Below are 24307 nucleotides of genomic sequence, written 5' to 3'. Positions count from 1 at the left end.
CAGGTGCCGCCCCGGGGCCGTTCGCGGGGCTCCCCCGGAGGTCAGACCTCCAGGGTCGCGGTCAGGCGGGTGTCGGCGAGGGAGTGGGCGGCCCGTATCTCGTATGCCCCGGACACGAGGGTCCAGTCGTTCTTCTCCTCGTCCCAGATCTCGAAGGCGCGGCGGGGCAGCGCGATCTCCGTCTCGACGGTCTCGCCCGGGCCGGCCTCGACGCATCCGAAGCCGGCCAGCCAGCGGTCGGGGCGGTCGGGGCCGTGGGTGTGCGGGGCCAGGTAGATCTGGACGACCTCGCGGCCGGGCCGGTCGCCGGTGTTGGTGAGGCGCACGGTGACCGTGTCCGGCTTCGCGACGAGGGAGTCGTACGACCAGGTGGTGTAGCCGAGGCCGTGGCCGAAGGCGTACGCGGGGGCTTCCTGGAGCCGGTCCCAGGCGCGGTAGCCGATGAAGAGGCCCTCGCTGTAGGCGAGTTCGCCCTCGACGGGGGTGACGTCGGTGACGGGGACGTCGGCGAGGGCGACGGGCCAGGTGGTGGGGAGCCGGCCGCCGGGCTCCTCGGCGCCGGTGAGGACGTCGGCGAGGGCGGCACCCCCCTCCTGGCCGGGGAACCAGCCGAGCAGGATCGCGGCGACGTCCTCGCGCCAGGGCAGCTCGACCGGGGAGCCGGCGTTGACGACGACCACGGTGTTCGGGTTGACGGCGGCCACGGCCCGTACGAGCTCGTCCTGGCGTCCGGGGAGGGCGAGGTCCGTGCGGTCGAAGCCCTCGGACTCGACGCGTTCGGTGGTGGCGACGACCACGACGGCGGTGTCGGCGGTGCGGGCGGCTTCGACGGCCTCGCGGATCAGTTCGTCGGGGTCCCGGCGCGGACCGAGGTGGACGAAGGAGAACATGACGGCGGGCAGCGGGGCCGCGAACTCCTTGTCCAGGGTGTGGAGCAGGGACACCTCGACGGTCTCGCCGGCGGTGAGCGCGACCTGGGCGCGCTCGACCGGGGAGCCGAAGAAGGCCTCGAAGGGGTCGGTCTCGGGGCCCATCGCCTGGACGCCGTCGAAGACGGTCTCGCCGGCGACGGTGAGGGTGTACGCGCCGAGGCCTCGGGTGCCGAAGGAGTGGGTGCCCGTCTCGCGCGGGGTGAAGGTGCCGACGACCTCGATGGAGGCGAGGGCCTCGTGGGTGACGCCGGCGGGCAGGTCGTCGCCGATCCACTGGACCTGCCCGTTGGGCAGGGAGCCCTCGCCGAGGAGCCGGCCGTCGGTGTCGCGGCAGCGGGCGCGGAGGGTGAACCCCTGGTCTGCGGGGGTGAGTTCGTCGCTGGTGTCGGCGCCGACGGTGTAGGTCAGGGCGCCTTCCGGGAGGGCGGCGGTGAGCCCGTCGAGCGGGGAGACGACGTGCTCGGGGAAGACCTGGGCCGAGCCGCCGCCGAGGACGCGGGCGTCGCGGGCGGCGGCGCCGGAGAGGGCGACGGTCCCCCGCTTCATGGGGAGGGCGCCGTCCTCGTTCCGTACGAGGACGAAGCCGCGGCGGGCGATCTCGCGGGCGAGGGCGTCACCGTCGATCGCGGCGGGGGGCTCGGCGACGACCGGCGGGGCGCCTTCGAGGGCGCCGACGCGGGCAGCGAGCCGCAGGACGTTGCGTACGGCCGCGTCGACGGCGGACTCCTCGACCTCCCCGGCGCGGACGGCGGCGGCGAGGGCCTCGCCGTAGACGGTGACGGGGCCGGGCATGGCGACGTCGAGGCCGCCCTCGATGTCGCCGGTGGTGGAGCGGGCGGCCATCCAGTCGGAGACGTTGAAGCCGTCGAAGCCCCATTCGCCGCGCAGGACGCCGTTCACCAGGCGGGTGTGCTCGGTCATCGTCACGCCGTTGACCCGGTTGTAGGCGGTCATGATGCCCCAGGGGTGGGCGTTCTTGACGATGGCCTCGAAGGGGGCGAGGTAGAGCTCGCGGAGCGGGCGGGGGTCGATCCTGTTGTCGACGGTGAAGCGGTCGGTCTCGGCGTCGTTGGCGACGAAGTGCTTGACGGTGGTGCCGACGCCGCCGTCCTGGACGCCCTGGACGTAGCCGGTGCCGATGGCGCCGGTGAGCAGGGGGTCCTCGCTGTAGGCCTCGAAGTGCCGTCCGCCCAGCGGGGTGCGGTGCAGGTTGACGGTGGGGGCGAGCAGGACGTGGACGCCCTTGCGGCGGGCCTCCTGGGCCAGGAGCCGGCCGGCGCGGCGGGCGAGCGCGGGGTCCCAGGCGGCGGCGAGCGCGGTCGGGGACGGCAGGGCGACGGACGGGTCGTCGGCGGTCCAGCGGACCCCGCGGACGCCGATGGGTCCGTCGGACATGACCAGGGACTTCAGGCCGATCTCGGGCAGGGCGGGCAGGGACCACATGTCCTGGCCGCCGAGCAGCCGGGTCTTGGTGTCCAGGTCGAGCTTGGCGAGCGCCGCGTCGACGACCTCTTCGCGTGCCCTGTCCTCGCGTGCCGTGTCCGTGCCGGTCTCCGTCATGGCCGTACCTCCTCGTTGACGTACTGATGACCCCGATGCGGCCATCGTGCACCCCAACCCTGTAGAGTGGTAGGTAACGTAATCGTCTTGTTATTTTCGCGGAAGGGGTACGGTCCTCTCGGAAACTCGGAAAGGGGGCCACGGCGATGGTGCGGGCCAGGAGCGAGGAACGGCGGACGGACATCCTCCGCGCCACCCTCGAAGTGATCGCCGAGCGCGGCTACCGGGGCGCCACCCTCGGCTCCGTCGCCGAACGGGTCGGGCTGACGCAGCAGGGACTCCTGCACTACTTCCCGACGAAGGAGGCGCTGCTCGTCGCCGTCCTGGAGGAGCGCGACCGCTGGGACACGAGCGGCGGCCGGGACCGTGAGGGCTGGCGGCTCGACCTCCTGGAGTCCCTCGTCGAGTACAACGCGATGCGGCCGGGAGTCGTGCAGACCTTCTCCGCGCTGCTCGGCGAGAGCGTCACGGACGAGCACCCGGCGCGCGCCTTCTTCACCGAGCGGTACGCGCTGGTGCGGGGCAACATGGCGCAGGTGCTGCGCCTGGAGTTCGGCGAGCGGCTGCCGGGCGGACTCACCCCGGAGCGGGCGGCGCCCCTGCTCACGGCGGTGATGGACGGGCTCCAGTACCAGTGGCTCCTGGACCCGGCGGCGGTGGACATGCCGGCCGCCTTCCGTGACTTCCTGCGCCTCCTCCACGGGGGCGAGGAGCCGGGCTAGGAGCTCCGGGGGGTGGGCGGGATGATGGCGTCATGATCGTCGCAGCCACCCAGTTCGCCCCGGTCGCCGGGGACATCGACGCCAACGTCCGTACGGTCGCCGGTCTGGTCCGGGCCGCCGGGGCCGAGGGCGCCCGTGTGGTCGTCTTCGCCGAGCTCTGCCTCAGCGGGTACGAGCCGTCCCTGATCAGGGACACCCCGGGGCTCGTACTCACCGAGGACGACCCCCGCCTCGAACCCGTACGGGAGGCCTGCCGCGCGGTGTCGGCGGTGGCCGTCGTCAACGGCCCGGTGCGGACCGCGGGTTCGCGCCCGGGGCTCACCACCCTGGTGATCGGCCCGGACGGCTCGCTCCTCGCCCGCTACGACAAGCGGTACCTGTACGGGATCGAGGAGGAGGTCTTCGAACCGGGCACCGTCGACGGACGGTTCACGCTCGACGGGCTCCGGTTCGCGCTCGCCACCTGCTACGACAACCGCTTCCCGGAGCTGGCCGAGCGTGCCGCCGCCGACGGCTGCACGGTCTACCTGGCGAGTTCGGTGCTCTCCGCCGACAACGACTCGTTCGAGAAGGTGTACCCGGTACGGGCCCGGGACTTCGGCCTTCACGTGGTCCTCGGCAACGTCCTGGGGCCCAACGAGGACGGGGTCGGCGCGGGCAGGGCCGGGGCCTGGGGCCCCGACGGCGAGCGGACCGCGGACGCGGGCACGGACGCCGACGGGGCAGGCTTCGTGCTCGCCGAGGTCGGTCAGTCGTAGGAGAGGTCTCCGGCCGAGTAGCGGCAGGTGGTGCCGTCGGGGCCGGAGCCGATCTCCTTGGGCTCCTTGCCGGTGTTGTTGCCGGTGAAGCGGGTGCACGGCTTGATCTTCTTCTTGGTGTCGCCGTGGATGCGGACGTTCCGCAGGGAGGCGGTGTCGCCGTAGTTGGCGTTGACGCCGACGATCGACGTGCCGGGTGCGGTGATGTCGACGTCGTTGATCAGGATCGTGCGCGGGTACTGCTTCTTGCAGTTGCCGCAGGAGCGGACCAGCTTTCCGAAGTCGGAGACCTGGAACTTGTTCACGACCAGCTTGCCCGCGCCGTTGAACTGGAAGACCTTGTCGGACGCGCTCTTCGCGCCGCCGCCGTGGACCGCGTACACGGAGGACGCCGAGGTGCCCTTGAAGGTGGCGGCATCTTCGCCGACGTTCTCCCACCAGACGTTCTGCAGGGTGCAGCTGCCGAGGCAGTGGACGCCGTCGGCGGCCGGAGAACCGATGATCACGTTCTTGAGGACGGCGCCGTCCTTGAGGACGAAGACGGGCTTCTGGCTCTCGTCCTGGCCGTCGGAGCCGAGCTCACCGGTGCCGTAGTGGCGCGCGAGCTTGCCGTCGTAGGTGCCGGAGACCTCGATGCTCGCGGGGACCGGCTTGCTGCCCTTCGCCTGCGGCCAGGCGGCCACCGCGCTCGCGGCGCCCGCCGGGGCGAGCAGAGTCGCGGTGATGACGGCCGCCCCGGTGATGCCGAGGGCGCTCAGGCCGCCGATGACCGCGCGCCGGCGGCCCGTCTTCCGCTTGTGTGACGTCATGGGTGCTTCTTCCTTCAGTGGGGGAGGTGGTGCACCCCCTGGTCGCCACCGGAGGAAGGAAGGTTGCCGCGCTCTTGATCGTTTTTCCGGAGGCTGACGGCCCGGTCGTCGCCGGCCGTCTCGCCCCGCAGGTCCCGGGCCATCAGGGTGGCGCCCGCGACGGCTCCCGGCATCAGGAAGACCGCCAGGAAGGGCACGAGGAAGGAGAGCGTCAGGGGTACGCCGAAGCCCAGGACGGCCGCCCGGCGCCCGCGCAGCAGCCCGAGGCGCTCCTTGAACTCGACGCCCCGGCGCTGGAGCGCGACGGACGTCAGCTCCTGGGTGAGGAAGAAGCCGGAGACGCAGAAGCCGATGACGGGGACGACGGTCTGGCCGATCACCGGGATGAAACCGCAGGCGAAGAGCAGGATGCCGTAGAAGGCGACCCGCAGCAGGACCCGCAGGCTGTCACGGGCCGAGATCCACAGCTCGCGCCAGAGCGGCAGCCCCGACTCGGGCGCCTCGCCGCCCTCGCTGCGGTCGACCGCCTCCGAGAGGGACTCGTAGAACGGCTGGCCGACGAGCAGGGTGACGGCGGTGAAGGTGATGACCGAGAGGAAGAGCCCGAAGACGAAGACCAGAGCGGTCAGGGTGCCTCGGAGGGCGCCGAGCCAGGGCGAGGACCAGTCGTCGGCGAACGGGGTCGCCCAGGCGGCCAGGTCGTCGGCGCCGTAGCCGAGGCCGATGAGCGCGCCCGTGTAGAGCACGAGGGTCACGAGTCCGGGCAAAAGGCCGAATCCGAACCACCGTCCGTGCCGGCCCACCCACTTCTGGCCCTGAACCAGGTAACCGAAACCCACCCCGAGATCGCGCATGGGGCTCACTTTATCGGTGCCGGGCAGGTCAGCGGTCCGGCGTCCGACTGGCGTCCGGCGTCCGTGCCACGGTATGCGGCGAGGACCGCACCCCCGGTGGGGGTGCGGTCCTCGTGCGGTCCTCGTGCGGTCCTGCGGGGCCGGACTCAGACGGTGAGCTCGACCGTGATGTTGCCGCGGGTCGCCTTGGAGTACGGGCAGACCTGGTGGGCCTTCTCGAGCAGGCTCTTGGCGGTCTCGACGTCCACGTTCGGAATGGTGGCCGAGATCTTCACGATGATGCCGAAGCCGTCGTCGTTCTTGCCGATGCCGACCTCGGCGGTGACCGTCGAGCCGGAGATGTCGGCCTTCTCGTTGCGGGCGACGACACCGAGGGCGCCCTGGAAGCAGGCGCTGTAGCCCGCCGCGAAGAGCTGCTCGGGGTTGGTGCCCGCGCCGGAGCCGCCCATGGCCTTCGGCGGGTTGACGACGACGTCGAGCTGGCCGTCGTCGGTGGCGACGCGGCCGTCACGCCCGTTCTCGGCGGTGGCGACAGCGGTGTAGACGACGTCGGAGTGCTGGATCGACATGCGAGGTACTTCCTTCATGGGTTCGCCGCGACTCGCGCCCACGATCGCGACGGCTGAGGGAAGCCTAACGGGTCACCGAGACGATCATCTTTCCGGTGTTGTCGCCGCGGAGCAGTCCGAGGAACGCCTCCACGCCGTTCTCGATGCCGTCGACGAAGGTCTCGCGGTGCTTCAGCTCGCCGGAGCCGAGCCAGCCGCCGACCTCCTGGACGAACTGCTGCTGCAGGCCGTAGTGATCGCCGACGAGGACACCCTGGAGGCGCAGCCGCTTGCCGATGATCATCGCCATGTTGCGCGGGCCGGGGACCGGCTCGGTGTCGTTGTACTGGGCGATCATGCCGCAGATGGTGGCGCGGCCGTGCACGTTGAGCGAGGAGATCGCGGCTTCGAGGTGGTCCCCTCCGACGTTGTCGAAGTAGACGTCGATGCCGTCCGGGGCGGCCTCGCGGAGCTGGTCCTTGACCGGGCCGTCCTTGTAGTTGAAGGCGGCGTCGAAGCCGAGCTCCTCGACGAGCCACTTGACCTTCTCGTCGGATCCGGCGGAGCCGATGACCCGGGAGGCGCCCTTGAGCCGCGCCATCTGGCCGACCTGGCTGCCGACGGCCCCGGCGGCGCCGGAGACGAAGACCGCGTCGCCCTCCTTGAAGGAGGCGACGTCGAAGAGGCCGGCGTAGGCCGTGAGGCCGGTCATGCCGAGCACGCCGAGGTAGGCGGAGAGGGGGGCGAGGTCCGGGTCGACCTTGGTCGCGTGCTGGGCCGGGACGTCGGCGTACTCACGCCAGCCGAGGCCGTGCAGGACGTGGTCGCCGACGGCGAATCCCTCGGCGTTCGACGCGATGACCTCGCCGACCGCGCCGCCGTCCATGGGGTGGTCGAGCTTGAACGGCGGGACGTACGACTTCACGTCGTTCATCCGGCCGCGCATGTACGGGTCGACCGAGAAGTGCAGGTTGCGCACGAGGACGCGGCCCTCGGCGGGCTCGGCGACCGGGGTCTCGCGCAGGGCGAAGTCCGTGGGGGCGGGCCAGCCGTGCGGACGGGCGACGAGGTGCCACTCACGGCTGGACGCGGGAAGAACGGACATGAGCACGGCCTCCAGTAAAGCTTGAGATCACAAAAGGTTCACTACCTGAAACAACCATGCACCTCGATATTTCATGTTGTCAAGTATCTGGGTAGGATGTGCCCCATGGCCCCCTCACGCACGGACCCGCTGACCGTCGAAGTCGTCGAGCTGATCGGCTCGGTCGTGGCGCGCTACTACGAGGAGTACGAGCAGGCCGCCGCGCAGCACTCGCTGACCGGCGCCCAGGCCCGGGTCCTCGGCCTGCTCTCGCTCGACCCGCTGCCGATGCGCCGCATCGCCCAGAAGCTGAAGTGCGAGCCGTCCAACATCACCGGGATAGTGGACCGCCTGGAGGCCCGGGGCCTGGTCGAGCGGCGCCCCGACCCGGCCGACCGCCGTGTGAAGCTGGCCGTCCCCACGGAGCAGGGCCGCGACACGGCCCGTCGGCTGCGCGAGTCCCTCGACTTCGCCCGCGAACCCCTCGGCGAGCTGACCGAGGTCGAGCGCACCCTGCTGCGGGACCTGCTGAAGCGGATGCTGGGCGAGGACACCCCGTAGGGCCTGCCGTAGGGCCTGCCGTAGAGCCCTGCACCCCGGGCCGCCCCTAGACGCACCAGAAGAGGAAATAGGTGCAGGTCGGCGTCGGCTTCGGCGTGGGGGTGACGGTCGGCGTCGGGCCGGTGGTCACCGGGGCGGGGCCGCCGGTCGTCGCCGTGGGAGGCGGGGTCGCGTCACCCTCCGTGGCGGACGCCGTCGCGGTGGGGCCGGCGGGCGGGGACTCCGGGTCGGTGGGCGCCGACGACGAGGTCGGCACCGGTGACTCCCCGGGGGCGCCCTCGCCCCCGTCCCCCGTACCGGATCCGGAACCCGTACCCGCGCCCGTACCCGATCCTGATCCCGTGCCGGATCCGGAGCCCGAACCCGAGCCTCCGCCGGAGCCCGATCCGGAGCCGGAACCCGAGCCTCCGACCGTGCCCGCACCCTCCCCCGTGCCCGATTCCGCGCTCACCTGGCGGGGGCGCGTCGACGTCTCCGAGACCGGGGACGGGCCCGAGCCGTCCGGGAGGACGGCGCTCTCGACGGGTTCGGGGGAGGTCGTGACCTCGGGGACCTCCTGCTCCTCGACGACCGTGGCGGCGCCCAGCGGCTCCGGCTCCTCCAGGGCCATGCGCGCCAGGGTCAGCGAGCCGGCGGCGAGCACCAGACCCAGCGTCCCGACCAGGACCGTACGGCCCCGGCGGCTGCGCGCCCGCCTGTTCCCGCGCGCGGCGGAACGGCCACCGGCGGCGCGGTGGCCCTGCTCGGCGGAGGCGGAGCGGCCCCGGGCGGCGCGGCGGCCACCCGCGCGGGGCGGCGGCTCGACGACGTCGAGTTCGTAGACATGCTCGCCGGCACCGGCGGGCTCGCCCGACCGCACCGGCTGCACGGGCTCAAGCGGCTGCACCGGCTGCACCGACTGATGCGGCTCCACCGGCTGATACGGCTGCCCCGGCTGATACGGCTGCGCCGACGTGTACGGCTCCACCGGCGGAGCCTGCTGGACGGGTATGTGGGGGGTCTCGTACCGCAGTTCCTCGACGGGAGTCCCGCACCCGGCACAGGCGAGGGCCCCGTTGAGATGCCGCCGGCACGCGTGGCAGTAGTCCATGGGCCCCGCAGGCTATGCGGCCCGGTGCGGCCTCAGGTAGGCGCGGAAGTGAGGATCCTGTGAGGAAGCCGCAGGTCGGCGGCGGTGCGTCGCGATTCTCCCGCTTCGGTACGACCCGGTCCCCCCGCCGGGCCGGGCCCCGGGCGGCGCAGCCCAGCGCGCGCCGCGCCCCGGACGGCCCGACGATTCCAACAGGACCGCGAAACACCTCGCCCGTGCCAGCACCGCACTCCGGAGGATCCGCCCGTGACCGTCAGCCTTGAGCAGCTGCGTCGTTGCCATGTCGCCGTCGACCTGGGTGCCGCCCGCACCCGGGTCTTCGTCAAGGGCGCCGGACTCGTCGTCGACGAGCCGAGCGTCGCCGCCGTCAACACCCGTACCGGAGCGCTGATCGCCGTCGGCGCGCTGGCCGAGAAGATGACCGGCCGCACCCCCGACTACATCCGGGTCGTCAGACCCGTCTCGGGCGGCACGGTCGTCGACATCGAGATGGCGCAGCGGATGCTCCGTCATCTCCTCGGCGAGAAGCTGCGCCGTCAGCTGCGCCGCAAGCCCCGGCTGCGCGCCGCCGCCTGCACCCCGCACGACAGCGACCCCCTCGCGCAGCGCGCCGCCGTGGAGACCCTCGTCGGTCTCGGCGCGCGCCGGGTCGAGCTGGTCGACACGCTGATCGCGGCGGCCGTCGGCTGCGGTCTGCCGGTCGAGCAGCCCACCGCCACGATGATCATGGTGTGCGGTGCGGCGACCACGCAGGTCGCCGTGCTCTCGCTCGGCGCGATCGTCACGGCGGAGCGGATGCCGGTCGGCGGCGACGCCATCGACCACGCCGTCATCCAGCACCTGCGCCACCACCACGAGCTGATGCTGCCGAGCCAGTCGGTGCGCCCGCTGCAACTGGCCCTCAGCGGCAACGGCCTGACGCCCCACGGTCCGGCCTGGACCGAGATCCACGGCCGGGACGTCGCCACGGGCCTGGCCCGCTCGGTGACCGTCGACACCGCCGCCGTACGGGAGGCGATCCACACCCCCCTGACGGCGGTCCTCGACGGGATCGGGAAGGTGCTGCGGGAATGCCCGCCGGATCTGGTGGCCGACCTCGCGGACCGCGGGATCATGATGGTGGGCGGCAGCGCGCTGCTCCCGGGGCTCGACCAGATGCTGCGCGCGGCGACCGGGATGCCGGTACACATCGCCGAACGCCCCGACATCTGCGCCGTCCTGGGTCTCGGCGCGATGCTGGAGGGCAAGGTCCAGCCGATGATCCTCGACCCGCTGACGGAGCGTGACCCGCTCGCCGACGTGGAGAACTGAGCCGCAGCGGTACGCCCGTGCGGGACACAAGCCGACGAAATCACATGATTCGTACGACAATGAGACCATGACGATCATGGATGAGGACACGGACGAGGACGCGGGTGAGGACGCGGGCGTCGACACGCCCCGGCTGCCCATGCTGCTCGAAGCGGTCCTCAGCGTCGGCACCGACCTCGAACTCCGCACCACCCTCCAGCACATCGTGGACTCCGCGACCGAGCTGACCGGGGCCCGGTACGGCGCGCTCGGGGTCGTCGACCCCGAGCGCCGCCGCCTCACCGAGCTCTTCACCTCCGGCATGACGGACGAGGAGCGGCAGCGGATCGGCCGTCTCCCCGACGGCCACACCGGGCTGCTCGGCGTCCTGGACCAGGACCCGCATCCGCTGCGGCTCGACGACCTGACGGCCGACCCGCGCTCCTCCGGCATGCCCGCGGGGCACCCCTCGATGCGCACCCTCCTCGGCGTCCCCATCCGGGTCCACACCGAGGTCTTCGGCAATCTGTACCTCACCGAGAAACGCGGGGGCCCCTTCGCCGAGGAGGACCTCACCCTGCTCCGCGTCCTCGCCTCGCAGGCCGGGATCGCCATCGGCAACGCCCGTCTCTACGAGACCGCGCGCCAGCGGGAGCGCTGGATCGAGGGCGCGGCGGCGGTGACCACGGCCCTGCTCACCGGCGCGTCCGCCGAGAACGCCCTGATGACCGTCGCCGAGCGGGCCCGTATCCTCGCCGGCGCCTCGGCCGGGGTGGTCCTCCAGCCCACCACGGAGGGCGGGATGGAGATCGTCGCCGCGTCGACCACGGACGACCCGGGCGACCTGGTCGGCACCGCGATCGCGCCCGGCTCCCCCGTCCTGGTGCAGCTGCTCGGCGGGGAGCCCGTGTTCGTCGAGGACTCGGCGACCGACCCGCGGATGACCACCCATGTCCGGTCCCGTTTCGGCCCCTCGATGATGCTGCCGCTGCAGAGCGGCGGGAAGCTCATCGGCACCCTCGCCCTCCCCCGGCGGCGCGGCGGCCCGTCGTACACCGCGGTGGACCGGCTGCTCGCCTCGCAGTTCGCCTCGCAGGCGGCGCTCGCCCTCGTCCTCGCGGACGCGCGGCACGACCGGGAGCGGCTCGCGGTGTACGAGGACCGGGACCGGATCGCACGGGACCTGCACGACCTGGTCGTCCAGCGGCTGTTCGCCACGGAGATGATGCTGGAGTCCACCCGGCGGCGGGCGGGCGGCTCCTCCGACGAGAACGCGCTGCTCGAACGGGCCGTGGACGAGCTGGACTCGACGATCCAGGAGGTCCGTACGACCATCTTCGCGCTCCAGCAGCCGCCCGCCGACGCGCCGACCTCCTTCCGGGGGAAGGTGCTGCGGGAGACCGGCGGGGCCGCGGTCCTGCTCGGTTTCCAGCCGTCCGTGCACTTCGCCGGCGCGGTCGACACGCTCGTGGACGAGGAGACGGCGGGGCGGCTCCTCGCCACGCTGCGCGGGGCGCTCGCGGCGGCGCACCGGCGGTCCGGGATCGGCGCGATCACGGTCGAGGTGTCGGCCGGGGACGAGGGGGGCGCCCGGCTGCGGGTCACGGACGACGGCACGCCACCGACGACGGTGGCCTGGCCGTAGGGGCCCGCCGCCCGACGCCGGACCGTAGTGGGCCGGCCGTGGCGGGCTCGCCGGGGTCGCCTGGCCGTAGAACCCCCGTACGGAGCAGTCCGGCGCGCCGCGGCCCTCGCGGCGATCTTCACTGGAGTCGTGACCACCGAGACGACGCCGCCGACAGCGGCCGCCTACCGCAACCTGGCGATGGCCACCATCGGCTTCACGCTCACCTTCTGGGCGTGGAACCTGATCGCGCCGCTCGCGAGCTGGTACGGAGACCGGCTCGCCCTCAGCTCGTTCCAGCAGTCGCTCCTCGTGGCGGTGCCCGTGCTCGTCGGCTCGATCGGCCGCGTCCCGGCGGGCGCGCTCACGGACCGGTACGGGGCGAAAGTGATGTTCCCCCTGGTCTCGGCGCTGACGATCGTCCCGGTGCTGCTGTTGATGGTGGTCAAGGACAACTACGGTCTGCTGCTGGTCGTCGGCTTCCTCCTGGGCCTGGGCGGCACCACGTTCGCGATCGGCATCCCGCTGGTCAACTCCTGGTTCCCGCCCGCCAAGCGCGGCCTGGCGCTCGGGGTGTTCGGCATGGGCATGGGCGGTGTGGCGCTCTCCGGCTACTTCACGCCCCGGATCGCGAAGCACGGCGAGAACCTGCCGTTCCTCGTGGTGGCGCTCGCGCTCGCCGCGTTCGCGGTGCTCGCCTTCTTCCTCATCACCGACCGGCCCGACCGCCCGGTGCCCACCGCATCCCTCACGACCCGGCTGGGCTCGGCGGCGCGGCTGCGGGTGACGTGGGAGCTGTCCGCGCTGTACGCGATCGGGTTCGGCGGAATCGTCGCGTTCGGTGTCTACCTGCCGACGTATCTGAAGACCTGGTACGAGCTGGACCCGACGGACGCGGGCACCAAGGCCGCCGGGTTCGCCCTGGTCACCGTCGTCTTCCGGCCGATCGGCGGCTGGCTGTCGGACCGGTTCCACCCGGCGCTCGTCACGGCCGCCGCACTCGGCACGGCTGCCCTCTTCGCCATCGTCCAGGCCTTCGACCCGCCGCTGAACCCGGGCGGCACGATCGCCCTCCTCGTCATGGCGGCCGGGCTCGGCACGGCGAGCGGCTCCGTCTTCGCCCTGGTCTCCCAGGTGACCCCGCAGGCCAAGGTCGGCAGCGTGACCGGCATCGTCGGCGCGATGGGCGGACTCGGCGGCTTCCTCCCGCCGCTGGTGATGGGCGCGATCTACAGCGCCAAGGACTCGTACTCGATCGGCTTCATGCTCCTGTCCGACCTGGCGCTCGCGGGGTGTGTGTACGCGTACGGGCGGATGCGCGGGATCCGGCCCGACGGCGGGGAGCAGGCGCCGGAGGCGACCAGGGTCACGGCCGGAAGACCCTGACCGCCGGGCAGAATGCCTCCGGCAGCCCTCGACCCCGACCCGAGGAGTACGACCGGTGAGTGCGCTCTTCCCGGCCCTTGCGGCCCCGTCCGACCGGCCCGCCCTGCGCTGCGGCGCGGACCGCCTCACGTACGGCGAACTGGCGCGGGCCGCCGGGGCCCTGGCAGCCCGGATCGGAGGCGCGAGCCGGGTCGCCGTCTGGGCGACCCCCACCGCCCACACGGCCGTCGCCGTCGTCGGCGCCCTGCTCGCGGGCGTGCCCGCCGTACCGCTCAACCCGCGCACCGGCGAGCGGGAACTGGCGCACATCCTCGGTGACAGCGCGCCCGACGCGGTCCTCACGGCGCCCGGCGACGAGCCGCCGCCCGGACTCGCGCGCCTCCCCCGGATCGACGTGGAGCTCACCGCGAGCGGCGACCCGGCGCCCGGTGGACCGGCCGATCCCGAATCCCCCGCCCTCATCGTCTACACCTCCGGCACCACCGGCCCCCCGAAGGGCGTCCTGCTCTCCCACCGGGCGATCGCCTCCTCCCTCGACGCGCTCGCCGATGCCTGGTCCTGGACGGCCGACGACGTCCTCGTGCACGCGCTGCCGCTGTTCCACGTCCACGGGCTGATCCTCGGGATCCTGGGGCCGCTGCGGCGGGGCGGCGAGGTCCGGCACCTGGGCGGGTTCTCGGTGGAGGGCGTGGCACGGGAGCTGGGTGCCGGGGGCGGCACCATGCTGTTCGGCGTACCGACCATGTACCACCGGCTCGCGGACGCGCTCGCCCACGATTCGGCGCTCGTCGCGGCGATGACGGGGGCGCGGCTCCTCGTGTCGGGGTCGGCGGCGCTGCCGGTCCACGACCACGAGCGGATCGCGGCGGCGACGGGCCGGACGGTCGTGGAGCGGTACGGGATGACGGAGACGCTCATGAACACCAGCGTGCGGCCGGGCGCCGGGCCGCAGCCGGGGACCGTCGGGGTGCCGCTCGCGGGGGTGGAGCTGCGGCTCGTGGACGAGGACGGTTCCGTACGGGAGGAGTGCGACGGGGAGACCGTCGGTGAGGTGCAGGTGCGCGGCCCGAACCTGTTCTCCGGCTATCTGAACCGGCCGGAGGCGACGGCTGGGGCCTTCGACGGCGACTGGTTCCGCACCGGCGACGTGGCGGTCCGTGAGCCCGGCGGAACGATACGCCTGGTGGGCCGCAAGGCCACCGACCTGATCAAGAGCGGCGGTTACAAGATCGGGGCGGGTGAGATAGAGAACGCCCTCCTCGACCACCCCGGGGTGCGCGAGGCGGCCGTCACCGGCGAGCCCGACCCCGATCTGGGCGAGCGGATCGTGGCCTGGGTGGTGCCGGCGGACGCAATGTCGCCCCCGCCGGCGGCGGAGCTCGCCGACCACGTGGCGCGGCTGCTCGCACCGCACAAGCGGCCCCGGGTGGTGCGCTTTCTCGACGCGCTCCCCCGTAACGACATGGGCAAGGTTCTGAAGAAGGCGCTGCGACAGCCGGCCTGAAGAGGCCGGGCGCCCTCCCCCGGAGGAGGGTGCCCGGCCTCGTGCCTCTCGGCTGCGTGCCTCTACTTCACGCCGACTGCTTCACGCCGACGGCGCGGATCACGCCGCCTACTTCACGCCGACCGCGCGGATCAGCTCCTGCTTCACGGAGCCGCCCCGGTCGTCGCTCGCGCCGGCCCGCAGCGAGACGGAGTCCGCCCCGGACGGGATCCGCAGCTCGCCGTCCCAGGCGGCGCCGTGCCGCGCCTTCTTGAGGGCGACCTTCGTCCAGGTCGCGCCCTCGTCGTAGGAGACCTCCAGGCTGCCGCCGCCGATGGTGCCGGTGCCGGTCGCGCCCTCGACGTACTCGGCGAAGATCCCGACGGGCAGTCTGCCCCCGGCGCGGACGTCACCGTGCAGGTCGGTGTCCACGTCGAAGCCGAGGTTGAGCATCGGCAGGTACGTGATCCGGTCGGACGGGGTCTCGGCGGAGCGGAAGGTCCACTCGCTGCGGCCCTTGGTCCCGAGCCGCCAGCGGTCCTGGTCGAGCGCGGTCTCGGTGACGACCTTGTACGTGGCCTCCGCCGCCGGGGCGTCCCAGGCGTAGGCGCCGGAGCTCATCTTCCGGTCGACGCGGACGCCGTCGACGTACACCTCGGTGAACTGGGTCATCGAGCCGTCGTTCCACACGTTGCCGAAGCCGGTGTGGTCGGTGCCGGAGTCGCCCCAGCCCGGGGTGTTGAAGCGCAGGTCGTTCCCGGTGCGCTGCTGGCCCCAGCCGAGGCCGGTGCCCAGCCACGGGTGCCAGACGGGGCCGAACCAGTCGAGGTTCACCCGGCTGCCGCCCCGGTAGGACGGGGTGCCGGACCGCTGCTCCAGGGAGTCGCCGAGGTCGACGGACTCGTGCCAGCGCTGGCCGGTGCCGGTGGAGACGTACTCGGTGCGCTCGGTCGGGAAGGAGATCCACTCCTTGAAGCCGAAGCCGATGGGGAAGGTGTCGGTGATCGAGTAGCGGAACTCGCCGCCCAGTTCCTCGCGCTTGGTGGGCGCGTGGAAGGTGGAGCGGATGGTGGCGAGTTCGTCCTCGTCGGGACGGAAGACGAGGTCCTTGCCGATGGCGCCGGGGTGGCCCTCGGAGAGGTCGTACGTGAACGGGGTGAAGCGGGTGCCGGTCAGGTCGACGCGCAGGCCTCGCGCCGCGCCGGCCGCGAGGCGCCGGGCGTCGGCGGTGTTCACGGTGGCGACGGCGAGCGGCCGGTCCTCGTAGTCGGCGGTGCCGAACCACTTCATGAGGCGGCCCGGCCGGTCGTCGGTGACGAACAGGGCCTTGGCGCCCGCGTCCTGGGCGGTCTGGGCGAGTTCCGTCGGGTCGGCGCCGTCGGTCAGCCGGACGAGGACGGCCTTGCCGGTGGCGTTCTTCCCCGTGTACTCGGCGGGGGTGCCGGTGCCCGCGTCGACGAGGCCGAGGCGGTGGCGGCCCTCCAGGAGGGTGGCACCGGCCTGCGGGGTGGCGCCGGAGAGCAGGCGGCCGTCGACGGTCGTCTCCAGCATCGGCTTGCCGAGGCGCCAGACGGTCCGGTACTCGAAGGTGCCGGTGGCGGGCTCACGGGTGGGCGCCGCGAAGATCGAGTCGTACATCGGCGGGACCTGGACGGCTCCGCCGTAGGAGGCGCCGTTCGCGTCCCGGTCGAACTCCATGAGGAGCTGCCGGGTCTCGGTGCGCTTCTCGACCTCGGCGCGGATCTCGCGCAGTTGCCGCCCGTCGAGGGTGATCTCGCGGTCGCGGTCGAGGGTGATCTCCGGCTCGGTGAGGAAGCCGAGGCCGAGGGAGTCCTCGCCGTGGGAGCCGCGCACGTCGAGGAAGGTGTCGACGGTGTACGTGCCGGGCTTGAGGCGCAGTTCGAGGGTGCCGGTCTCGCCGACCGTGGCCGGGAACGGGTCCTCGTTCTTCGCGAGCTTCTGCACGCCGAGGTGGGCGGGGGTGGGGGCGCCGTCGCGGTCCTTGACGTGGACCGTGAGGGTGTAGCGCTCCTCCTCCTTCACCAGGCCGAGCGCGGTGTGCGCGACGGGCGCGCCGCCGGCGGTCGCGGTGATACGGCCGGAGGACTGGCCGACGGGCGCCTTGGAGCCGTCGCCGGTGACGGTGGTGCTCGCGGAGCCGTGGGCGGGGACGGTGAGGGTGGTGTCGGCGAGGGCGGCGACCCCGGCCGGTATGCCCTCCACGGTCAGGTTCAACTCGACTGCGGTGTCTGAGGAGTTGGTGTATGTGACGGTCTTGGCGACCGGCTTGTTCGACTCGTAGGGCCAGGCGACGAAGCCGAGGTCGGCGGAGCCGGTCGCGGTGATGTCCGCGGAGATCGCGGCGGCCACGTCGACCCGTCCGGCGCCGAGCGCGTACGGCGAGGCGTCGAGCGTCTTCGACGAGGACATCAGCGCGTCCTTGAGCCGGGCGCCGGTCCAGTCGGGGTGCTTCTCGGCGAGCAGGGCGGCGACACCGGCGATGTGCGGGGTCGCCATCGACGTACCGCTCATGGAGGTGTAGAGGCCGCTGCCCTCGGCGAGCTGGGAGCGGGCCGCGAGGATGCCGACGCCGGGGGCCGACAGGTCGGGCTTGAGGGCCTGGTCGCCGTAGCGGGGGCCCTGGCTGGTGAAGTACGCGGCCTCGTCGGCGGAGTCGACGGCGCCGACGGTGAGCGCGGAGTCGGCGGCGCCGGGCGAGCCGATGGAGCCGGGGGCGCCGGAGTTGCCGGCGGCGATGACGAAGAGGGCGCCGGTCTCGGCGGACAGGGTGTTGACGGCCTGGGCCATCGGGTCGGTGCCGTCGCTCGGTTCGCGCGAGCCGAGGCTCATCGAGACGATCTTCGCGTCGATGTCCTTGGCGGCCCATTCCATGCCGGCGATGATCTGCGACTCGGTGCCGGAGCCCTCGTCGCTGAGCACCTTGCCGACGGCGAGGGTGGCGCCGGGGGCGACGCCCTTCTCCTTGCCGTCGGAGCCCGCGCCGCTGCCGCCGACGGTGGAGGCGACGTGCGTGCCGTGGCCGTCGCGGTCGGCGACCTCCTGGCCCTCGATGAAGGACTTCGACTCGGCGACCCGGCCCGCGAGGTCGGGGTGTCCGAGGTCGGCGCCGGTGTCGAGGACGGCGACCTTGACGCCCTTGCCGGTGAGGCCGGCCTCCCAGGCCTTCGGGGTGCCGATCTGGGCGTTGGAGTCGGCCATGGCGGCCTCGACCCGGCCGTCGAGCCAGACCTTGACGGGGGTGGCGGCGCGGGCGTTCGGGGTCTTCCCGGTGAAGCCACGCCAGAAGGCGGCGGGGTCGGTGGCGGTGACGGCGGCGCCGCCGATGCTGGGCAGCGGGCGGACGGTCTCGGCGCCGCGCGGGGCGGGGGCGGCGGCCCTCGCGTTTCGGGAGCCGTACGTGACGATCAGCGGGAGTTCGCCGGTGACGCCCTGCTCGACGAGGCCGGTGACGTCGAAGAGGCGCGGGTCGAGCGCGCCGGAGGCGAGGTAGGGGCGGGCCTCGTCGGGGACGACGGTGACCCGGCCGTCGACGATCTGGCTGCGTACGGCGCCGGTGGCGCCCTCGGCCCGGTCGACGGTGACGGTCTGCTGCCCGCCGCCGAGGCCGGTGAGGGTCACGCGGTCGCCCGTGACGAGGGTGACGGTGGCGCTCGTCGCCGTGCTCTTGAAGGTGTCCGGTACGGCGGAGAGGGTGGTGGTCCCGGCGGCGGCGGTCTGCCCGGCCGAGAGCATCACGAGGGAGACGCCCGCGGCGAGCAGCGCGGCCCTCCCTCTGTCGAAGGGTGTGGACCTCGACGTCATCGTTCGAACTCCTCGCGGACCCGGGGTCGGGGGTGTTTCCGGGTGCCGCGAGGAGTCTTGGCCCTGGGGGCGGGAGTTGACTCCGGTTGCTCCTGGCGGTTATGTGCCGTGGCGGTCAACCGCCAGGTCAGGTCGTGCCGTTCGGGGCGAATCGCTCACGGAGTCGGGTCGAGCGCGTCGTACCGGCGGAAACCGCGCCCGTGGAGGGCGAGGGCGCCGACCGCGAGGACGCAGGCGATGCCGCCGCCCGTGATGGCGACGGCAGGTGAGGTCAGGTCGGCGACCGAGCCCGCGAGGAAGTCCCCGAGCCGGGGCCCGCCCGCGACGACGACGATGAAGACGCCCTGGAGCCGGCCGCGCATCTCGTCCGGGGCGGCGACCTGCATCATCGTGTTCCGGAAGATCATCGAGACGGTGTCGGAGTAGCCCGCGAGGGCGAGCAGGAGCAGCCCGAGCCACAGGTTCCGGGTCAGTCCGAAGACGGCGATGGCGGTGCCCCAGCAGGCGACCGCGATGAGGATCGCCTGCCCGTGGTGGCGGATACGGCCCTGCCAGCCGGAGAGCACCCCGCCGAGGAGCGCGCCGAACGCGGGGGCCGCCACCAGGAGTCCGGCGGTCTTCGCGTCACCGCCGTACCAGAGGACGGCGACGGCCGGGAACAGCGCCCGGGGGTGGGCGAGGATCATCGCGCAGAAGTCGGAGAAGAAGGTCATACGCAGGTTGGGGCGGGTGGCGAGGAACCGCAGCCCGTCGAGGACCGAGGCCCTCTTGCCGCCGGTCCGGTCCGGGAGCATCGACGGGAGGCGCCACATGGCGTAGAGACTCGCGGAGAAGGCGAGGGCGTCGATCAGGTACGCGGTCTGGAAGCCGGCGAATCCGACGATCAGGCCGCCGAGGCTCGGGCCGACGAGCATGCCGAACGTCGTGACCATCGAGTTGAGCGCGTTCGCGGCGCGCAGCTGCTCGGGCGGCAGGAGCCGGGGGATCATCGAGGAGCGGGCGGGCGAGTTGAGCGCGGCGCACACGGCTTGGAGGGCGACGATCCCGTACAGGAACCAGACGCGGTGGAAGCCGGCGAACGCGGCGGCGGCGAGCGCGACCGACAGGACGGCGGAGCCGCAGGCGCTGTGGAGGCCGAGCTTGCGGCGGTCGACGGTGTCGGCGATGGCGCCGCCGTACAGACCGAAGACGACGAGCGGGACGAGGGAGAAGAGCCCGACGAGCCCGACGGAGAAGGGCGAGCGGGTGATGTCGTACACCTGGAGGGAGACGGCGAGGGTCGTCATGCCCTGCCCGACCCAGGACACGGTGCTGCCGAACCAGAGGCGGCGGTAGTGCGCGGAGGTCCGCAGGGGGGTGAGGTCGGCGAAGAGCCTGTGGCGGCCTCGCTGCTGTTCGCGGTCCTCGCGGCCTTCGCGGCCTTCGCGGCCTTTCTGGGTGGTGGTCACGCGACGTCGTACCGCAGTTCGGGGCGGTCCCAGTGGATGTGGGCGGTGGGCGGCACGGTGCCGGTGCGGACGGCGCCGGTCCGCAGGTAGAACTCCTCGGCCGGCGGATGCGAGACGACCCGCACGGCGTGGAGCCCGGCGTCCCTGGCCTGCCCGGTCATGTGCCGCATGAGCAGCCGCCCGATGCCGAGGCCCTGGGCGCTGTCGGCGACGAAGGCGAGGTCGAGTTCGGCCGCGTCGACGAGGAGCGCGTAGAACCCGAGGACGCGGTCGCTCGCGTCGACGGCGACGAAGACGAGGTGGTGCTCGATGTACGAACCGCCGACCTGGTATCCGGCGACCATGGCGGCATAGTCCCCCCGATAGGCCTTGGAGGCCCGCACAAGCCGGGTGAGCCGCTTGGAGTCGTCGGCGGTGGCACGCCGGATGGTGATGTCGTCGTCGGGCATGGGGAGAGTATAGGGGCGGGGTGGACTTGTGGTCCTTACGGTTTGGGGGGAGGCGGGGCGGCGCTGCCGTCGGGTGGTGGGCGGCGTTGCCGGGCTGGGGGGGGCCGGCAGGCGGGACGTACCGCCGCAAGGCGGGGCGCCGCAAGGCAAGGCGCCGCAAGGCAAGGCGCCGCAAGGCAAGGCGCCGCAAGGCAAGGCACCGCAAGGCAAGGCACCGCAAGGCAAGGCGCCGCAAGGCAAGGCGCCGCAAGGCGGGGGCTACCGCCGCCAGGCAGGGCGCCGCAAGGCGGGGGCTACCGCCGCCAGGCAGGGCGCCGCAAGGCGAGGCGCCGACCTTCAGGGCGAGACCGTCGCTCGTAGGGTGGCCGCCTCCCTTGTCGCCGACTCGGGGGGCAGGTTCGTCCCGTAGGTGAAGGCCGTCGTGTAGGCCGGGGCGCCCAGGGCCGTACGGGCCGCCTCCTCCGTGCGGTCGACGTCCGCGCGTTCCGCCGCGGCCAGCGGCGCGCCCGTCGAGGCGCGCAGCGCGGTCGCCGCGCCCAGGAGGACCGCCGCCTCCCTGGCCCGCCCGGCCGGGGCGTGCGCCGAGGCCAGGCCCTCCAGGGCGAGCGCGAGGGCCCGGGGGTCACCCGAGGCCGACGCGGTCTCGTACCCCTCCTCCTGGAGCCTCAGCGCCTCCGCCACATCGCCGCGCGCGAGCGCCGAGAAGCCCAGCTCGGCCAGGATCAGCGCGTTGGCGCTGTCGAGGCCGACCGCACGGTGCCAGTCGAGGACCTCCCGCATGTGCCGCTCGGCCTCCTCGAAGAGGCCCTCGCGCCGGGCGCCCAGGCCGAGCCCGAGGACCGCGTTGATCTCACCGGCGCGGAACCCGACCTCGGCGGCCCGCTCCCGCGCCGCCGCGTGGTACGCCCGCGCCTCGGCGAGATCGCCCCTGAGCAGGGCCGTACGCCCGATCCCGGCCAGCAGGTCGGGCACCTCGGTCGTCAGGCCGAAGCCCTCCGCCGCCGCCAGACCCGCCCGCTTGAGCCGGTCGGCCCGCTCGTACTCCCCGCGGATCTCCGCGACCGTCGCCAGCGGGTACACCGCCCACAGCCGGCAGCACGCGTCCCCCAGCTCCTCGAACAGCGCGTCCGACCGTGCCGCGTGCTCCTCCGCGCCCGCCACGTCACCGGCGAGCAGCCGCTGCACCGAGCGGTCCGCGAGGGCCGCCGCCTCGCCCCAGCGGTCCCCGTGGGCCCGGAAGCCGTCGAGGGCCTGCCGGGTGAGGTCACCGCCCTCGCTCTGGCTGCCGGTCCCGCAGAGCGCGTGGGCGAGGAACCAGCGGGCCCAGGGGCTGCCGGGCGCGTCCCCGGGCTCGCCCGTCGCCCCGTCGTACGCCGTGAGGGCCTCGGCGATCCGGCGTCGCCGGTCCGTTCCGTCGCCGCCCATGATCGTGAGGCCCGTACGCCAGACCTCCACGCGGGCGCGCAGCGCGACGAGTTCGGGCGCCGCGGCCTCCTCCGGGATCGGCCGAAGCGCCGCCGTCGCCGAGCGGAGCGCCTCGCCGAGGCGGCCGCGCATGATCCAGTACCAGGCGAGCGCGTCGACGAGGCGGAGTGCCACCTCGGCGCTCCGCCCGGTGGCGGGGGCGGCGAGCGCGCGGTCCAGGGCGGCCCGCAGGTTCGGGGTCTCCGCGTCGAGGCGGGCGAGGGCGCGGCGCTGGTCAGGGCCGCGCAGTGCGGGCCCGGCGTCCTCGGCGAGGCGGAGGTAGTGGGCGAGGTGGCGGGTGCGTACGGCCTCGGCCTCGCCCGCGTCCCGCAGCCGGTCGAGGCTGTAGGCGGCGACGGACTCAAGGAGCCGGTAGCGGGGCCCGTCCGGCCCTTCGACGGCCACGACGAGCGACCGGTCCACGAGCCGCACGAGCAGCCCGAGCACGTCGGCGCGGGCCACGGCTGGGGCAGTCACGCCAGATCCGACCGCGCCTGGGTCGGCCACGCCGAGTCCGGCCACATGCGGGGCTGCCGCGCCCACTTCGGCCGCACCCGGGCCTGCCGCGCCCACTCCGGCCGCACCCGGGGCTGCCCCGCCCGCTCCCACCCCACTCGGGACGGTTACGCCCACCCCAGCCCCGCCGTATCCGGCCCCGTCCGGTTCCGCGCAGACCTCCTCCGCCGCTCGCAGTGAGCAGCCCTCCGCGTGGATCGCCAGGCGGCGCAGCACCGTCCGTTCGGGTTCGCCGAGGAGGTCCCAGCTCCAGTCGATGACCGCGCGCAGGGTCTGCTGCCGGGCGGGCGCGCCGCGCAGGCCCGCGTCGAGCAGCCGGAAGCGGTCGTCGAGCCGTTCCAGGAGACCGTGCACGCCGAGGGCGCGGACGCGGGTCGCGGCCAGTTCCAGGGCGAGGGGGATGCCGTCGAGGCGGCGGCAGATGGCCCGGACCGCCTCCTGGGCGGCGGGGTCGAGCGCTGCGCCGGACCCGAACCCGGGTGCGGACGCCGCCGCCCGCGCCGTGAACAGCTCGATCGCCCCCGCTCCGTCGAGCGGCTCCACCGCCCAGAGCGTCTCGCCCGCCAGTGCGAGGGGCTCCTGACTGGTCGTCAGGACGACGAGCCCCGGCGCGGTGCGCAACAGCAGTTCGGCGAGGGACGCGGCCTCGTCGACGACGTGTTCGCAGTTGTCGAGGACGAGCAGGGTCCGTCTCCCGCGCAGGACCTCGGCGAGCCGTTCCGCCGTCGTGAGCGGCCGCTCACCCTCCGGCCGCAACCCCCACACACCGTCGTCGCGGAGTTCGAGCGCGGCCGCGACGACCTCGGCGAGTTCCCCGCGCGCGCCGGCGAACTCGACGAGCCACACCCCGTCCGCGAACTCCTCCCTCATTTGCCCGGCCGCCTCCACGGCCAGCCGGGTCTTCCCGACGCCGCCGGGCCCGGTGAGGGTGACGAGCCGCCGCTCGGTGAGCAGCCCCCGTACCTCCGCGACGGCCGCGTCCCGGCCGACGATCCCGGTGAGCGGCGCGGTCAGATTGCCCCGCACGGGGCCGACGGCCGCCGCCGCCGGCCGGGGCTCCGGGAGGGTGGGTCCGGGCGCCGAGAGGGCCGGGTCCTGGCGGAGCATCGCCGTGTGGAGCGCGGCCAGTTCGGGGCTGGGGTCGACCCCCAGTTCGTCGGCGAGAAGGGTGCGCAGCTCCTCGTAACCCGCCAGCGCCTCGCTCTGCCGCCCCGCCCGGTACAGGGCGCGCAACTGTACGCCCCGCAGGCGCTCCCGCAGCGGATGCCGGGCGACCAGCTCCGCCAACTCCCCCACCAGCACGCCGTGTTCCCCGGCTTCGAGCCGCGCCTCCGCGAGGGTCTCGCGTACGGCGAGCCGCTCCTCCTCCAGGCGGTCCGCCGCGCCCCGTACGAACGGCTCCTCCGCGAAGTCGGCGAAGGCCGGGCCCCGCCACAGTCCGAGCGCCTCACCGAGCAGCTCCGCCCTGGCCCGCGGGTCGGCGGCGTCCCGGGCCTGTGCGGCGAGCCGCGCGAACCGGTGGGCGTCCAGGGCCCCTTCGGGTACGTCGAGGAGGTAGCCGGGCGCCCGGGTGACGACGAGTTCGCGTCCGCCGGGCTCGGCCTCCTCCAGGGCGCGGCGCAGCTGGGAGACCTTGGCCTGGAGGGCGCGGAGCGGGTTGCCGGGCGGTTCGTCGCCCCAGAGGCAGTCGACGAGACGGTACGCGGCGACCGGCCGTCCCGCGTCGACGAGAAGCGCGGCGAGCAGGGCCCGCACCTTCAGCTCGGGGACCCGGACGGGCGTGCCGTCCTCGGTCCGTACGGCCGTCTCCCCCAGCACCGCGAATCGCATACGGCCACCGTAACGCGGCTCCGGTCACCCGCCCCGAGCCGCCCCGAGCCGGTCCGAGCCGGTCCGAACAGGCCCGT

17 protein-coding genes are annotated in these 24307 nt (G+C 73.5%); 7 read left to right on the top strand and 10 right to left on the bottom strand.

Annotated elements, in window-relative coordinates; genetic code table 11:
* Nucleotides 1–41 precede the first annotated feature (41 nt).
* Nucleotides 42–2492 carry a glycoside hydrolase family 3 protein gene (locus ACIRB7_RS07805; RefSeq protein ID WP_403593838.1) on the bottom strand — a complete coding sequence of 817 codons (2451 nt, stop codon included), beginning with the start codon at nt 2490–2492 and terminating at the stop codon, nt 42–44.
* Nucleotides 2493–2638: 146 nt separating this feature from the next.
* Between ACIRB7_RS07805 and ACIRB7_RS07800 the strand changes: the two genes are divergently transcribed.
* The gene (locus ACIRB7_RS07800; protein WP_403593836.1) at nt 2639–3214 is read left to right on the top strand and encodes a TetR/AcrR family transcriptional regulator; all 576 of its coding nucleotides are present in this window, start codon (nt 2639–2641) and stop codon (nt 3212–3214) included.
* Nucleotides 3215–3246: 32 nt separating this feature from the next.
* Nucleotides 3247–3972, top strand: coding sequence for a carbon-nitrogen hydrolase family protein (locus ACIRB7_RS07795; protein ID WP_403593833.1), 726 nt, complete (start codon nt 3247–3249; stop codon nt 3970–3972).
* On the opposite strand, the gene ACIRB7_RS07790 is transcribed toward ACIRB7_RS07795, so the two are convergent.
* The 4 genes from ACIRB7_RS07790 to ACIRB7_RS07775 all read right to left on the bottom strand — a co-directional run bounded on the left by ACIRB7_RS07790 (nt 3963) and on the right by ACIRB7_RS07775 (nt 7288).
* On the bottom strand, nt 3963–4781 hold the full coding sequence (locus ACIRB7_RS07790; protein WP_403593830.1) for a pectate lyase: 819 nt from the start codon (nt 4779–4781) through the stop codon (nt 3963–3965). The genes ACIRB7_RS07795 and ACIRB7_RS07790 overlap by 10 nt on opposite strands.
* 14 nt (nt 4782–4795) lie before the next feature.
* The gene (locus ACIRB7_RS07785) at nt 4796–5635 is read right to left on the bottom strand and encodes an EI24 domain-containing protein (RefSeq protein ID WP_403593827.1); all 840 of its coding nucleotides are present in this window, start codon (nt 5633–5635) and stop codon (nt 4796–4798) included.
* Nucleotides 5636–5781: 146 nt separating this feature from the next.
* Nucleotides 5782–6204, bottom strand: coding sequence for an organic hydroperoxide resistance protein (locus ACIRB7_RS07780; protein ID WP_403593824.1), 423 nt, complete (start codon nt 6202–6204; stop codon nt 5782–5784).
* A 64-nt stretch (nt 6205–6268) separates the two neighbouring features.
* Nucleotides 6269–7288, bottom strand: coding sequence for an NADP-dependent oxidoreductase (locus tag ACIRB7_RS07775; RefSeq protein WP_403593822.1), 1020 nt, complete (start codon nt 7286–7288; stop codon nt 6269–6271).
* Between the two features lie 105 nt (nt 7289–7393).
* On the opposite strand from ACIRB7_RS07775, the gene ACIRB7_RS07770 reads away from it, so the two are divergent.
* Nucleotides 7394–7828, top strand: a complete 435-nt coding sequence (locus ACIRB7_RS07770; protein WP_403593819.1) for a MarR family winged helix-turn-helix transcriptional regulator — start codon at nt 7394–7396, stop codon at nt 7826–7828.
* A gap of 46 nt (nt 7829–7874) precedes the next feature.
* Here the strand turns inward: ACIRB7_RS07770 and ACIRB7_RS07765 are convergent, their stop codons facing one another.
* Nucleotides 7875–8918: a hypothetical protein gene (locus tag ACIRB7_RS07765; RefSeq protein ID WP_403593816.1), complete on the bottom strand. Its 1044-nt coding sequence runs from the start codon at nt 8916–8918 to the stop codon at nt 7875–7877.
* A gap of 246 nt (nt 8919–9164) precedes the next feature.
* On the opposite strand from ACIRB7_RS07765, the gene ACIRB7_RS07760 reads away from it, so the two are divergent.
* The 4 genes from ACIRB7_RS07760 to ACIRB7_RS07745 all read left to right on the top strand — a co-directional run bounded on the left by ACIRB7_RS07760 (nt 9165) and on the right by ACIRB7_RS07745 (nt 14722).
* On the top strand, nt 9165–10229 hold the full coding sequence (locus ACIRB7_RS07760; protein ID WP_403593813.1) for a rod shape-determining protein: 1065 nt from the start codon (nt 9165–9167) through the stop codon (nt 10227–10229).
* A 67-nt stretch (nt 10230–10296) separates the two neighbouring features.
* Nucleotides 10297–11853 (top strand): GAF domain-containing protein, encoded by a 1557-nt coding sequence (locus tag ACIRB7_RS07755; RefSeq protein ID WP_403593810.1) that lies wholly within the window; start codon nt 10297–10299, stop codon nt 11851–11853.
* 180 nt (nt 11854–12033) lie between these two features.
* Nucleotides 12034–13218, top strand: coding sequence for an MFS transporter (locus tag ACIRB7_RS07750; RefSeq protein WP_403594410.1), 1185 nt, complete (start codon nt 12034–12036; stop codon nt 13216–13218).
* Between the two features lie 55 nt (nt 13219–13273).
* Entirely contained in the window at nt 13274–14722 is a 1449-nt protein-coding gene (locus tag ACIRB7_RS07745) for an acyl-CoA synthetase (protein WP_403593807.1), read from the top strand.
* A 108-nt stretch (nt 14723–14830) separates the two neighbouring features.
* Here the strand turns inward: ACIRB7_RS07745 and ACIRB7_RS07740 are convergent, their stop codons facing one another.
* The 4 genes from ACIRB7_RS07740 to ACIRB7_RS07725 all read right to left on the bottom strand — a co-directional run bounded on the left by ACIRB7_RS07740 (nt 14831) and on the right by ACIRB7_RS07725 (nt 24230).
* Nucleotides 14831–18523 carry a S8 family serine peptidase gene (locus ACIRB7_RS07740; RefSeq protein ID WP_403593804.1) on the bottom strand — a complete coding sequence of 1231 codons (3693 nt, stop codon included), beginning with the start codon at nt 18521–18523 and terminating at the stop codon, nt 14831–14833.
* 155 nt (nt 18524–18678) lie between these two features.
* Nucleotides 18679–19875, bottom strand: coding sequence for an MFS transporter (locus ACIRB7_RS07735; protein ID WP_403594407.1), 1197 nt, complete (start codon nt 19873–19875; stop codon nt 18679–18681).
* Nucleotides 19876–19967: 92 nt separating this feature from the next.
* Complete coding sequence (locus ACIRB7_RS07730) at nt 19968–20420, bottom strand: GNAT family N-acetyltransferase (RefSeq protein WP_403593801.1); 453 nt, start codon at nt 20418–20420, stop codon at nt 19968–19970.
* A 336-nt stretch (nt 20421–20756) separates the two neighbouring features.
* Nucleotides 20757–24230, bottom strand: coding sequence for a BTAD domain-containing putative transcriptional regulator (locus ACIRB7_RS07725; protein ID WP_403593798.1), 3474 nt, complete (start codon nt 24228–24230; stop codon nt 20757–20759).
* Nucleotides 24231–24307 lie beyond the last annotated feature (77 nt).

Source organism: Streptomyces sp. NPDC093795 (assembly GCF_044764665.1).
Taxonomy (GTDB): domain Bacteria; phylum Actinomycetota; class Actinomycetes; order Streptomycetales; family Streptomycetaceae; genus Streptomyces.
The sequence above is the reverse complement of the archived record's forward strand: the minus strand, read 5'-3'. Positions and strand labels throughout refer to the sequence as shown.